Below are 13,565 nucleotides of genomic sequence, written 5' to 3' on the forward strand. Positions count from 1 at the left end.
GGCCGCCGGTCCCGCCATCGGCGCGATCATCGCCGCGGTGCTCCACGGCGTGCCGCGCCCGCCTCACCCGGCCCGGTCGTCCGCGGCCGGGCCGGTGGGGACGTTCAGCGGTGCGGTGATCGGGTTGGTCACGGCGGTCGGGTTGGGTGCGGCCGGCAGCGACAGCACCATGGTGAGCCCGCCGCCGGGCGTCTCGTCGGGGGTGAGGGCGCCGCCCATGGCCTCGGCCAGACCGCGGGAGAGCGCGAGGCCGAGGCCGACCCCGGTGGTGTTGTCCCGGTCGCCGAGGCGCTGGAACGGCTGGAAGACGTTGTCGCGCTGGCGCACCGGGATGCCGGGCCCGCTGTCGACGACGCGCAGCTCGACGCGGTCCCCGAGCGCGCTGGCGGTGATCACCGGCGGGGTGTCGGCGGGGGCGTACCGCAGTGCGTTGGTGACGAGGTTGACGATGACCCGCTCGAGCAGCACCGGGTCGGCCCGGACGTCCGGCAGGTCGTCGGGGACCCGCACGCCGATCCGGTTCGCGGCCGGGCCGATCTCGTCGAGCGCCGGGGGGACGATGTCGTCGAGTCCGACGGCGCGGGGGAAGACGCTCAGGGCACCGGCCTGCAGGCGGGACATGTCGAGCAGGTTCTCGACCAGGCGGGTCAGCTTGTCGAGGGACTCGTCGGCGGTGGCGAGCAGCTCGGCCTCCTCGTCGTCGGTGAGGGTGATGTCGTACCCGCGCAGGCAGCTGACCGCGGCCTTCGCCGCGGCCAGCGGGGTCCGCAGGTCGTGGCTGACGGCGGTGAGCAGCGCGGTGCGGACCTTGTCCGCCGCCGCGATCGGTGCGGCCTCGGCCGCCGCCTCGCGCAGCCGGTGCTGGTCGAGGGCGACGGCGGCCTGGGCGGCGAAGGCGGTGAGGATCCGCCGGTCGGCGGCGGGCAGCGACCGCCCGGTCAGCACCAGCCGCAGATCGTCCCGTACCGGTATGTCGACGATCTCACTGCCGTCGCCCGCCTGGGAGGCCCCCGGCCCGGCACCGCTCGCGCTGTCGGAACCTGTGCCGGCGATGGTCGCGACCGGGCTCCATCCCCCGCCGACCTGGTCGTCGTCGGTGCGCTCGAGCAACGTCACCGAGGTCATCCCGAACGTCTCCCGGGCCCGGGCGAGCAGGGCGGGCAGCGCGTCCTCGCCGCGCAGGACACTGCCGGCCAGCACGGAGAGGGTCGCGGCCTCGGCGGAGGCACGCACGGCCTGCTCGTAGCGGCGGGCGGAGGTGGACACCACCCGGCTGACCAGGCTGGCGACGAGCACGAACCCGAGCAGCGCCAGCACGTTGTCGCCGTCGGCGATGGTCCATTCGGTCACCGGCGCGGTGAAGTAGTAGTTGAGCAGCAGCGAGCTCGCGACGGCGCAGAGCAGCGCGGGCCCGAACCCGCCGACCAGCGCCACCGTGACCACGATCAGCAGGTAGGCGAGCATCTCCGTGGTCAGGTTGAACGTGCCGCGGCTCGCGGCGAGCCCGGCGGTGAGCGCCGGGACGAGCGCCAGCGTGAGCCCCGCGGCGATGATCCGCCGGCGGGGTTCCAGGGCCGTCCGACCGCGGGGGAGCCGCCAGCCGGGCCAGCCAGGCCGGGCGGGCCGGTGCGCCGCCGCGTCCGCACCGCCCGCCGGGGCCGGCCGGTGCCCCCACGCCTCGGAGTGGGTGACCATGTGGACGTCGATCGGGCCGGACAGGCTTGTGGTGGTCGTGCCGATGCCGGGGCTGAGGATGCGGGCGAGGCGGCCGCGGCGGCTGGCGCCGAGCACCAGTTGGGTGGCGTTCTCGGCCCGGGCGAACTCGAGCAGCGCGGTGGGGACGTCGTCGCCGATCACCTGGTGGTAACTGCCGCCGAGGCTCTCCACCAGCGCCCGCTGGCGGGCCAGCGCGGACGGGTCGGCGCCGGTGAGGCCGTCGGAGCGGGCGACGTGCACCGCGAGCAGGTCGGCGCCCTTGCCCCGGGCGGCGATCCGGCAGGCCCGGCGGATCAGCGTGTCGCCCTCCGGGCCGCCGGTGAGGGCGACCACGACGCGCTCGCGGGTCTCCCACGTCCCGCCGATGCCGTGGTCGGCGCGGTAGCGGTCGAGCTGGTCGTCGACCTTGCCGGCCAGCCAGAGCAGGGCGAGCTCGCGCAGCGCGGTGAGGTTGCCGACGCGGAAGTAGTTGGCCAGCGCCGCGTCCACCTTCTCGGGCCCGTAGACGTTGCCGTGCGCCATCCGGCGGCGCAGCGCCTCCGGGGCCATGTCGACGAGCTCGACCTGGTCGGCGCGGCGGACGACGTCGTCGGGCACGGTCTCGCGCTGCGGGACGCCGGTGATGGTCCCGACGACGTCGTTGAGCGACTCCAGGTGCTGGACGTTGACGGTGGAGATGACGTCGATGCCGGCGGCGAGCAGCTCCTGGACGTCGTGCCACCGCTTGGCATGGCGGCTGCCCGGGACGTTGGTGTGTGCCAGCTCGTCGACGAAGGCGACCTTGGGGTGTCGGGCGAGGACGGCGTCGAGGTCCATCTCGGTGAACGAGCCGCCCCGGTAGGCCAGCGTCCGGCGGGGGACGATCTCCAGGTCGTGGAGCATCGCGGCCGTGCGCGGGCGGCCGTGCGTCTCGACGAAGCCGATGACGACGTCGGTGCCCCGTTCGGAGCGGCGGTGGGCCTCGTCGAGCGCGGCATAGGTCTTGCCGACGCCCGGCGCGGCGCCCAGGTAGATCCGCAGGGTTCCTCGTGGCACCCACCCATGGTGCGGCCGGCGCGGGGGTCGGCGAAAGGCTCCGGCGCGGCCCCGCCCGGCGTTTCTCATGATCGCCGTTACTGTCCTGTTAGAAAGCGCCACGTCGCCGTTAGAAACCTGTGAGAGATCGTCAATCTGACCATTGGTAACGCTTTACTGACGTCGCTCGCCCCGCGCCACGAGTTCTGGACGCCAGTGGCAGGAGGGACGGCGGGGCCGTCGATGCTCTGAGGAGGAACCGTGCTCGACGTCGTGTACGTCGCGCTGACAGTCGCCTGTTTCGCGCTGTTGGCGCTTGTTCTGCGGGGGGTTGAGCGGCTGTGACCGCGGAGAACGTCGCCGGTTTGGCGCTGGCGATCGTCCTGGGAGTTCTCATGGTCGCGGCCCTGCTGTTCCCGGAGCGCTTCTAGTGTCCATGACGGTGGCCGGAATACTGGTGGCGCTGCTGCTGGTCGGCGCCCTCGCCATGACTTATCGGCCGTTCGGCGACTACATGTTCCGGGTGTACACCAGCGAGAAGCACCTTCCTGTCGAGCGGGCGATATACCGGCTGACGGGGGTGAATCCGAACGCGGGCCAGCGGTGGACGGTGTACGCCCGCAGCGTTCTTGCGTTCTCCGCCGTGTCCGTGCTGTTCCTGTACCTGTTGCAGCGGGTCCAGGACCATCTGCCCTGGGATCTGGGCTTCTCCGGGGTGTCACCCGCGCTGGCCTGGAACACCGCCGTGAGCTTCACGACGAACACGAACTGGCAGGCGTACTCGGGTGAGTCGACGATGTCGCACTTCACGCAGATGGCCGGCCTGGCGGTGCAGAACTTCGCCTCGGCCGCGGTCGGCATCTCGGTGGCGATCGCCGTCGTGCGGGGCTTCGCCCGCCGGCGCGCGCCGGTCGCGGCGGGTCCGGGCAGCATGGATGGTGTCGTGGGAACCGGCGACGAGATCGGCAACTTCTGGGTCGATCTGACGCGGACGATCGTGCGGGTCCTGCTGCCGATCTGCGTCCTCGGCGCGATCGTGCTGATCGCCGGTGGGGCGATCCAGAACCTGCACGGCAACCACGTGGTGACGACCGTGGCCGGCGGCCGGCAGGCGATCACCGGGGGGCCGGTGGCCAGCCAGGAGGTCATCAAGGAGCTCGGTACCAACGGCGGCGGCTTCTACAACGTCAACTCCGCGCATCCGTTCGAGAACCCGGCGGCGTGGACGAACCTGTTCGAGATCTACCTCCTGCTCATGATCGCCTTCTCGCTGCCGCGCACCTTCGGCCGGATGGTCGGGGACAGGCGGCAGGGTCTGGCGATCGTCGCGGCTATGGCGCTGATCGCGCTGGGCAGCCTCACGGTGAACATGGCCTTCCAGGTCGCGCACCACGGCACTGTTCCCGAGGCCGTCGGCGCGGCCACCGAGGGGACGGACGCCCGGTTCGGCGTCGCGAACTCGGCGCTTTTCGCCACCGCCACGACCCTGACATCGTCCGGCGCGGTGAACTCGTTCCACGATTCCTACACGAGCCTCGGAGGCGCGACCCTGCTGTTCAACATGATGCTGGGCGAGGTGGCGCCAGGAGGCGTCGGCTCGGGCCTGTACGGAATGCTGGTCCTTGCCGTGGTGACGGTGTTCGTCGCCGGGCTGATGATCGGGCGGACCCCGGAGTACGTCGGGAAGAAGATCGGCGCGCGGGAGATGAAGTTCGCGTCGCTGTACTTCCTGACCACGCCGATCATCGTGCTGCTCGGCACCGGGGCCGCGATGGCGCTGCCCGGCCAGCGGGCGGGCATGCTCAACTCCGGCGCGCACGGCCTGTCCGAGGTTCTCTACGCGTTCACCTCCGCGGGGAACAACAACGGGTCGGCGTTCGCCGGGATCACGGTGAACACCACCTGGTACAACACCGCGCTCGGGCTGGCGATGATGTTCGGCCGGTTCCTCCCGATGATTTTCGTGCTCGGCCTGGCGGGCTCGCTGGCCCGGCAGGCGCCGGTACCCGTCACCGCCGGAACGCTGCCGACGCACCGGCCCCAGTTCGTCGGGATGCTCACCGGCGTCACGTTGATCATCGTGGCGCTCACCTTCTTTCCCGCGCTGGCTCTCGGGCCCTTCGCGGAAGGGATTCACTGACCGATGAGTACCACCACCATCGCCGCGCACCAGGACAGCGCCAGCGCCGTCGGCCGGGAAACGCCGCCGGCCCAGCCGCGGCGGGTCGGGGGCGGCCTGCTCGACCCGAAGCAGCTCTGGACGTCCCTGCCCAGCGCGGTGCGCAAGCTCGACCCGCGGACCCTGTGGCACAACCCGGTCATGCTGATCGTCGAGGTCGGCGCGGCGTACACCACCGTCCTCGCGATCACCGACCCGTCGGCGTTCGGCTGGCTGATCACCGTGTGGCTGTGGCTCACCGTGATCTTCGCCAACCTCGCCGAGGCCGTCGCGGAGGGGCGCGGCAAGGCGCAGGCCGCCGCCCTGCGCCGGGCCAGGACCGACACCGTCGCCCGCCGGCTCGTCGGCTGGCAGATCGGGCAAGCTGTCGAGGCCGCGACCGTGGAGAACGTTCCCGCGCCGCGCCTCGCCCAGCACGACCTGGTCGTCGTGGACGCGGGGGAGTTCATCCCCGGGGACGGTGACATCGTCGAGGGCATCGCCAGCGTCGACGAGTCGGCGATCACGGGCGAGTCGGCGCCGGTGATCCGGGAGTCCGGTGGTGACCGGTCCTCGGTCACCGGTGGGACGAGGGTGCTCTCCGACCGGATCGTCGTCCGGATCACCCAGAAGCCCGGGGAGAGCTTCATCGACCGGATGATCGCCCTGGTCGAGGGCGCGAACCGGCGGAAGACCCCGAACGAGATCGCGCTCAACATCCTGCTGGCCGCGTTGACCGTCATCTTCCTGTTGGCCGTCGCCACGTTGCAGCCGCTGGCGATCTACTCGAAGGCGCAGCAGCCGGCGCTGCCGGACAGCTCCACCCTGACCGGTGACGGGATCACCGGGATCGTGCTCGTGTCCCTGCTGGTCTGCCTGATCCCGACCACGATCGGTGCGCTGCTCTCCGCGATCGGCATCGCCGGGATGGACCGGCTCGTCCAGCGCAACGTGCTCGCGATGAGCGGCCGGGCGGTGGAGGCCGCCGGCGACGTCAACACCCTGCTGCTCGACAAGACCGGCACCATCACCCTGGGGAACCGGCAGGCCAGCGCGTTCCTCGCCGTCGGCGGCGTGAGTGAGGCCGAGCTCGCGGACGCCGCCCAGCTCTCCTCGCTCGCCGACGAGACCCCCGAGGGCCGCTCGGTCGTCGTGTTCGCCAAGGAGCACCACGGCCTGCGCGAACGCACCCCGGGCGAGCTGCGGCACGCGACGTTCGTGCACTTCACCGCCCAGACCAGGATGTCCGGCGTCGACCTGACCGCCGAGCCCACGGACGGCGCAGTGCCCGGCGCCGCGGCGGGGGAGCGGCGGGTTCGTAAGGGTGCCGCCAGCGCGGTCACCCGGTGGGTACGGGAGAACGGCGGCCAGGTGCCGGCCCAGGTCGGGGAGATCGTGGACGGCATCTCCGCCTCGGGTGGTACCCCCCTCGTCGTCGGCGAGATCACCGACGGCCCGTCCGGCCCGGCCGCGCGGGTGCTCGGCGTCATCCAGCTCAAGGACGTCGTGAAGTCCGGCATGCGGGAGCGCTTCGACGCCATGCGCCGGATGGGTATCCGCACCGTGATGATCACCGGGGACAACCCGCTCACCGCGAAGGCGATCGCCGACGAGGCGGGTGTCGACGACTTCCTCGCCGAGGCGACTCCGGAGGACAAACTCGCGCTGATCCGCAGGGAGCAGGCGGGCGGCAAGCTCGTCGCGATGACCGGCGACGGCACCAACGACGCGCCCGCGCTCGCGCAGGCCGACGTCGGGGTGGCCATGAACACCGGCACGTCGGCCGCGAAGGAGGCCGGCAACATGGTCGACCTCGACAGCAACCCGACGAAGCTCATCGAGATCGTCGAGATCGGCAAGCAGCTGCTCATCACCCGCGGGGCGCTGACGACCTTCTCCATCGCCAACGACGTCGCCAAGTACTTCGCGATCATCCCGGCGATGTTCGCCGGCGTCTACACCGGCCTGGACAGGCTCAACGTCATGCGGCTGGCCAGCCCCGAGTCGGCGATCCTCTCCGCGGTCATCTTCAACGCCCTCGTCATCGTCGCGCTGATCCCGCTCGCGCTGCGCGGTGTGCGCTACACCCCCGCCAGCGCGTCGAAGCTGCTCAGCCGCAACCTCTACGTCTACGGCCTCGGCGGGATCGTCGTCCCGTTCGCCGGCATCAAGGTCATCGATCTTCTCGTCCAGTTCATCCCGGGAGTGGGCTGAACCATGTCAACTCGGCTTCCGTCCTGGCTGCGCCAGCACCTCGCGGCGCTGCGCGCCCTGCTCGTCCTCACCGTCCTGCTCGGGCTGGCCTACCCGCTGGCGATCCTGGCGATCGCCCAGCTCCCCGGCCTGAAAGACAGGGCGGACGGGTCCTTCGTCACCAACGCCGCCGGCCAGCGGGTCGGTTCCTCCCTGATCGGCCAGTCGTTCACCGACAGCGACGGCAACGCGCTGCCCGCGTACTTCCAGAGCCGGCCGTCCGCCGCGGGCGACGGCTACGACCCGACCGCCACGTCGGCGTCCAACCTCGGGCCCGAGGATGTCGTCGACACCCCCGACGACCTGGCCACCCCCGAGGACGAGAGCGGGCAGAGCCTGCTCACCCAGGTCTGCGAACGCAGCCTGGCGATCGGTGAGCGGGAGGGGGTCGACGGCGGCCGGAAGTACTGCACCGCCTCCGGCGTCGGGGCCGTCCTCGCCGTCTACCACGCCGGCCCCGGTCCCGCCGGCCCGATCATCCGGGTGGTGAGCGCCAACGAGCCCTGCCCCACCACCTCGTTCCTCGCCACCTACCAGGGAGTCGCGGTCGCCTGCCGCGCCCCCGGCGACGACATCGCCGCGGGTGAGCGGGTCCTCGTCCGCGGCGACGCTCCCGAGACCCCGGCCGTGCCCGCCGACGCGGTGACCGCCAGCGGCAGCGGCCTCGACCCCGGCATCAGCCCGGCCTACGCCGAGCTGCAGATCCCGCGGGTCGCCCGCGAGCGTGGCCTGCCCGCCGGCAAGGTCCGTGACCTCGTCAACGAGAACACCACCGGCCGGGCCCTGGGCTTCATCGGCGAGCGCAGCGTCGACGTCCTCGAGCTGAACCTCGATCTCGACGCGCTCGCGCCGGCCGCCGCCGCCGCCCGCAGCTGACGGAACGGTTCGCCGCGCCGGGTCCCCGGTTGCGCAGGATCCCCGGTTGCGGTGGGTCCTCCCTTGCGCTGAGTCCGCCGTCACATGCTGGTCCGCGTCCTTGAACCGGAAGGATTTCCTCCGCTTGTGTTAGCTTAACCGGAAGAGATCCTTCCGTTAATGACCTAGGTCGTGCGGCCGGTCGCAGCGGCGCAGGGCCAGGCCGACGCGACCCACGAAGGGCCGAACATGACCGATCTGTCCACGCAGACGAAGCCACGCTCGGCGCAGGCCCGCGCCCGCACCTCACCGGGGCGGGCGCGGGCCGAGCTCGTCGTCGTCGGATTCGGCGCGCTCGTGGTGTCCATGTCGCAGTCCCTGCTCGTGCCGGTGCTGCCGACGCTGCCCGCCGAGCTGAACGCCTCGGCCAGCGAGGTCGAGTGGCTGCTGACCTCGACGCTGCTCGTCGCCGCCATCGCGGTGCCGGTGTTCGGGCGGCTGGGTGACATGTTCGGCAAGCGCCGGCTGCTGCTGGTCGCCCTCGCCATGCTCGTCGTCGGCTCGCTGCTCGCCGCCCTGACCGACAACATCGCGCTGCTGATCGTCGGCCGTTCGATGCAGGGCGTGTCGACGGCGGTCATCCCGCTCGGGATCAGCCTGCTCAGCGCGTTGCTGCCGCGCGAGCGTGCCGGTTCGGCCATCGCCCTGATCAGCGCGATGCTCGGGGTGGGAGCCGCGGTGAGCCTGCCGATGGCCGGCCTGCTCGCCGACCACTTCGACTTCCACATCCTGTTCTGGATCACCTTCGCCGGCGGCGCCGTCGCGCTCGCCGGCGTGTTCGCGATCGTGCCCGAGGCGCCCAACCGCCGCGGCGGCCGGATCGACTTCGTGGGGGCCGTGCTGCTGAGCGCGGCGCTGGTGGCGCTGCTGCTCCCGCTCGCCGAGTCCGCCAACTGGGGCTGGGGCTCCGCCCGGGTGATCGGCCTGCTCGCGCTGGCCGTCGTGCTGCTGGTGGCGCTGGGGCTGGCCGAGCTGCGCATCCGCGAGCCGCTGGTGGACATGCGGACCCTGCGCCGGCGCCCGCTCGTCCTGACGAACCTCGCCTCGCTGCTGTTCGGCTTCGCGCTGTTCGCGCTGCTGATCGGGACGTCGTCCTACGTGCAGGCACCCGAGACGAGTGGGTACGGCTTCGGCTCCTCCATGGTCGTCGGCGGCCTCGTCCTGCTGCCCGGCGCCCTGGGGATGCTGTTCCTCGCCCCGGTCTCCGCGCGGCTGGTGGCGATGCGCGGCGCCGGGCAGACCCTCGCCCTGGGCGCGGTCATCGTCGCCGTCGGATGGCTGGCGCGGATCACCTTCACCGGGTCCATGCCGGAGATCATCGCGGGTACGACGGTGGTCGGCGTCGGGACGGGCATCGGCTACGCGGCGATGCCGTCACTGATCAACGCGCACACCCCGCCGGAGGAGATCGCCGCGGCCAACGGCCTGAACACGCTGTTCCGGGCGATCGGCAGCTCGCTGGCCAGCGCCATCGGCGGGAGCATCCTGGTGGCGGAGACGATGACCGTCGGCGCGGCCGAGCTGCCCTCCCTCACCGGCTACCGGGAGCTGTTCGGCCTGTGCGCCGGGGCAGCGGTGGCGGCGGCGGTCGCCGCGCTGGCGATCCCGCGCCACCGGGCGGCCACGCCCGCCAGCTGAGATCCGTCCCGAACGGAAGCGGCGGTCCCGCGGGAGTCGACTCCCGCGGGACCGCCGCCTGCTCGTCGGTCGAGGTCCCGGCTGAACGGCCGACCGTCCAGCCGGGTGGCCGGCTGGTCAGGAACTGGAGCCGTCGGCGCAGAGCCGTCGGTAGGCCACCTCGAACGCGGCGCCGGCCTGGTTGATCCGGACGAACGCGTTGCACTGCAGCGGCTGGGTGGCGTTGGTGCCGAGGTTCACCGGTTCGATCAGGCCACCGGCGTCGTAGTTGGTCACCTTCCGCAGCCCGCTGATGAAGGCCTCGCGGGTGGGGCAGTCACCGGCGATCTCGAGCCCGCGCAGGAACAGGTCGGTGTACAGGTAGGCGTACATCGCGAACTGCTGCTCGGGAACGACGGTCTCGGGCGCGAAGCGGGTCATGGCGTCGCGGTAGCGCTGGACGGGGGCGTCACCCATCTCGAACGGCTTGAAGTTCACCCCGAACGAGACCCCGGCGAGGGACGGCCCGAGCTGGTGCAGGACGTTGCGGTCGTACCCGGTGAGCGAGAGGCTGCTGACGATCCGCACGTTGGCGGCGCGGGCGGCCCCCAGCACGTCGGCGAGGTCCTCGGGAGTCGAGAAGCCGATCAACGCGTCGGCGCCCATGCCGGACAGCTGCTGCGCCACCTGGGCCGGGCTGTCGGTGCTCCGCGCGAAGGAGATGGTGTCGCCCGTCGCGAGCCCGACCCTGCCGAAGGCGGCCTTGTACCGCTCGATCGTCTGCAGCGTGAAGGCCCCCGATCCGGTGATCAGGAAGGCGACCTTCTTCGCGCCGCTGAGCTGGAGGTATCGCCCGGCGGTCTCGGGCGCGACCTCGTACATGAACGAGAAGAGGTTCGGGTAGTTGGCCCAGGCCGGCTGGATGAGGCCCGAGACGGGGATCTTCTGCGCTGCGAGGCTGTCCACCGAGCCGCTGAGGAACGCCGTGGCCGTCACCAGTCCGAAGACCGAGCGGTCGCGGACGAGCTCCGTCGTGGCACGGGCGTCCTCCGTCGCGGACGAGCCGTCGTCGCGCCACTCGTAGGCGATGCGGCGGCCGTGTACCCCGCCCTCCTGGTTGGCCAGCCCGATCCGGGCGTCGAGACCGGCGCGGGCCGAGGAGAGCGCGCTGCTCCCGGTGCCCGAGTCGGAGTACACGAAGCCGATCTTCACCTGGTCGGGCGTCACTCCGGGGCTGTTGCAGGCGGCCGGCGAATCGCCACCGCCGCCCGTGCTCGAGCACCCGGTCACGGCGACAGCGAGGGCCGCGACCGCCGCCACGCTGAGCCGTCTTGTCAATCCGCCTAAGCGCACCAGTAACCCCACAGAAGATAAACAGCGACTTGACGGGGAGGCGCGTGGCGGTCCGCCTCCGGCCCGCGCCCAGGTCGGCGCTCCCCGTCCAAACCTTCATCGTTTATGAATCGTCTGGATGTTAGCAGGGCGGAGATAGCGGCAGTCGCGGCGGGTCCGCCATGCCGCGCGATGCTCGGGCCGCCTTGCGCCAAATCGCGGAAGGGGCCGGAAGTACCCTCCAGAAACGGATCTGGTAAGGCGCCGGATTCATGATTTCCGTCACTGCAGGACGGCGTTCTCTCGATTCCTTCCGGGGCGCCCGGGCCATGGTGGCCGTCGGGGATGAATCGGATCGGGCCGAATGTGATGGATTCGGCCGATGGTGTTGGCCGCGGGCGTGCTTCCGGGCGCCCCAGGTCGACTGGACGGCGGCCGGCCGGAGCGTGGATTCGGCGGAATCGGGTGGTTTAGCGGGAATCGTTCCGGCGGGCCGTGTCCGTGACGCCTGCCGGTCTGCCTGGACTGCCCGGCGCGGGCCGTGACGTGTGCTCGCGAAACGTACGCGGGTGAATAGGGGTGCCAGGTGCGGCCGGCGGAAGGCGGTGGGCCGCCCGTGGGTTCGGCGGCGCGCCTCCCTTGGGCGAATGTCCGGCCTGGGAGCTGGGACGTCACCCCCTGTGGTGATTGGACGGTCGTGGGTGCGCGGCCTGCGTGGAACCGGCTCGGGAGCCGCCGGTCGACGGGCCCCACGGCTGCCCCGGGCCGCGGGTGGCGCGGCTCGTCGTACTTGCGCCAGGTGCTGGGATTTATGTAGTTAAGCGGCCGTAAATGTCCCATATGTGAGCGCGGGTGATGTGTGACCCTGCACACTTCGCGGCTGGCGGGTCGGTGCGCATCTCCTGCGGGTCATCAACGCTGCTGGACGGAACGCGTCCGAGCGGTGGCCGGCCCGATCCTGGTGTCGTCGCCGCAAAGGATCGCCTGACGGTGCGCCGAGCCGGTGTCGGTCTTTCTGTTCCTGGCGGGGCTGGAGCGCCTCTTTCGTCGGTGACGGTCGGTTCTGAGTGTCTTTTGTGGGACGGGCGTCGTCAGCGGATTTCGGGGTATCTAGAACCTGGTTTCATGGAAATATGAAAGCTTTAAGACAACGGACTCCTTTCGTGGATGATGTTTTTGTGGCATGTTTGCGGGTCGGCGTTCCCGCTCAAGAGAACGGGGTTTTTAGAATTTGTCCGCCGGAAGTAAATGGCCTGGGAAAGCGATCTGAGGCGGCGTGGAGCCCGTCCGGAGCGGTGCCGCTTGTGATCCCGGCGCCGGGTTTTTACGCGGCGAAAATGATGATTTCTCTCGATTGTGGCTGCGGGCGCGGCAGGCCCGTGGTTGCGGTGCGTCCCGCGGCGGATGACCGGACCGCCGTGCCCGTTCCGGGGCGGGCACGGCGAGGGCGCCCGACACCGGGGCCGGTGGCCGTGGTCCGCGCCGTCGCCCGCGTGCGCGGACGCCAGTGCGCTCATCGGTGAGACATGTCTCGGTTCCCCGCAGGCGTTGACAGGGGGCGGGGTCTTGCCCCACCCGGCCCGGGGTCAGCCGGGGTCGGGGATCAGCAGTTGTTCGCCTGGAGCCGGAGGTCCACCGCCGCGGACGTGCCCTGACTGGTCCCGGGCGCCGGCGACTGTGTGACGACCGTGCCGAGGCTCGCCGCGCCCAAGCACTCGTACAGGTACGGGATGTTGGTGAACCCGAGCTGCCGCAGCGTGGTCGCGGCGTCGTCCAGCGACATCCCGCGGACGTCCGGCACGGTCGCGCAGTTCTGCGCCTGCAGGTAGAGGTGCACCGGGGCCGTGGGGGCCAGCCGGGCGCCGGCCGCCGGCTCCTGCCGGACCACGTTGCCCGTGTTCGCCGATCCGTAGCAGTCGTACAGGTACGGGATGTTGGAGAAGCCGGCCGCCTTCAGCGCGGAAGAGGCATCGGCGAGAACCATGTTCAGCACCCCCGGCACGGCCACAAGCCCATCACCGGGTGGCTGCTCGGTGACCGCTGATCCACCGGTCGGCTCGTCGCCCTGCCGGGGCGCCGGCTGCTCGCCGGTCGAGGCGGTCGAGCCACCCGCGGCCGCTGACCCGGCCGCCGGTGATCCGGCGGCCTGGACGGGAGCGGCCGGGGCCGGGCCCGCGGTCGTGCCCGGGCCGGTCGCCGCCGGCGCGGACCCGACCGGGGCGGCCGGGTCCGCCGGGTCCGCCGGCGCGGTGGCCGATGCCGACGAGGCCACGGCCGGCGCGGACGTCCTGATGGCGGCCCGTACCTCGGCGAGTTCCTGGGCCGTGCCGGAACCGCCCCCGCCCCCGACGGCGTCGGCGAGCGCCCACGACCCGGCGGCGAGGACGACGGCGGTGGCGACGGCGGCAGCGGCCCAGGGCAGCCAGCGTGGCCGGGCCCGCCGCCCGGGCCGCCCGGTTTCCGGGGACGATCCGAGCAGGTCGTCGGCGGTACCGGCGGTACCGGCGGTACCGGCGGTCCCGGCCGCGGCAGCCGTGGTGGTCTCGACATGCGTGGCGGA

The 13,565-nt window shown here is 71.7% G+C and carries 8 protein-coding genes; 5 read left to right on the top strand and 3 right to left on the bottom strand.

All coding sequences use genetic code 11. The features are described from left to right. Positions 1-63: 63 nt before the first annotated feature. On the bottom strand, positions 64-2,751 hold the full coding sequence (locus FMEAI12_RS18515; RefSeq protein WP_112107002.1) for a sensor histidine kinase KdpD: 2,688 nt from the start codon (positions 2,749-2,751) through the stop codon (positions 64-66). A 320-nt stretch (positions 2,752-3,071) separates the two neighbouring features. Between FMEAI12_RS18515 and FMEAI12_RS18520 the strand changes: the two genes are divergently transcribed. The 5 genes from FMEAI12_RS18520 to FMEAI12_RS18540 all read left to right on the top strand — a co-directional run bounded on the left by FMEAI12_RS18520 (position 3,072) and on the right by FMEAI12_RS18540 (position 9,694). After that, on the top strand, positions 3,072-3,161 hold the full coding sequence (locus FMEAI12_RS18520) for a K(+)-transporting ATPase subunit F (protein ID WP_112107003.1): 90 nt from the start codon (positions 3,072-3,074) through the stop codon (positions 3,159-3,161). Beyond that, the gene (gene kdpA, locus FMEAI12_RS18525) at positions 3,161-4,870 is read left to right on the top strand and encodes a potassium-transporting ATPase subunit KdpA (protein WP_112107004.1); all 1,710 of its coding nucleotides are present in this window, start codon (positions 3,161-3,163) and stop codon (positions 4,868-4,870) included. The genes FMEAI12_RS18520 and kdpA overlap by 1 nt, the downstream gene beginning before the upstream one ends. A 3-nt stretch (positions 4,871-4,873) precedes the next feature. After that, a complete protein-coding gene (gene kdpB / locus FMEAI12_RS18530; protein WP_112107005.1) occupies positions 4,874-7,102 on the top strand; it encodes a potassium-transporting ATPase subunit KdpB in 2,229 nt (742 codons plus the stop codon). A gap of 3 nt (positions 7,103-7,105) precedes the next feature. Then, a complete protein-coding gene (locus tag FMEAI12_RS18535) occupies positions 7,106-8,017 on the top strand; it encodes a potassium-transporting ATPase subunit C (protein ID WP_112107006.1) in 912 nt (303 codons plus the stop codon). A 228-nt stretch (positions 8,018-8,245) separates the two neighbouring features. Then, positions 8,246-9,694: an MFS transporter gene (locus tag FMEAI12_RS18540; protein ID WP_112107010.1), complete on the top strand. Its 1,449-nt coding sequence runs from the start codon at positions 8,246-8,248 to the stop codon at positions 9,692-9,694. Positions 9,695-9,811: 117 nt separating this feature from the next. Here the strand turns inward: FMEAI12_RS18540 and FMEAI12_RS18545 are convergent, their stop codons facing one another. Both FMEAI12_RS18545 and FMEAI12_RS39505 read right to left on the bottom strand, forming a co-directional pair. Further along, positions 9,812-11,026 (bottom strand): ABC transporter substrate-binding protein, encoded by a 1,215-nt coding sequence (locus FMEAI12_RS18545; protein WP_112107007.1) that lies wholly within the window; start codon positions 11,024-11,026, stop codon positions 9,812-9,814. A gap of 1,582 nt (positions 11,027-12,608) precedes the next feature. Beyond that, the coding region (locus FMEAI12_RS39505; protein WP_146776728.1) for a PASTA domain-containing protein at positions 12,609-13,565 on the bottom strand (957 nt) is incomplete at its 5' end.

The organism is Parafrankia sp. Ea1.12, assembly GCF_900465275.1.
GTDB classification, from domain to species: Bacteria; Actinomycetota; Actinomycetes; order Frankiales; family Frankiaceae; genus Parafrankia; species Parafrankia soli.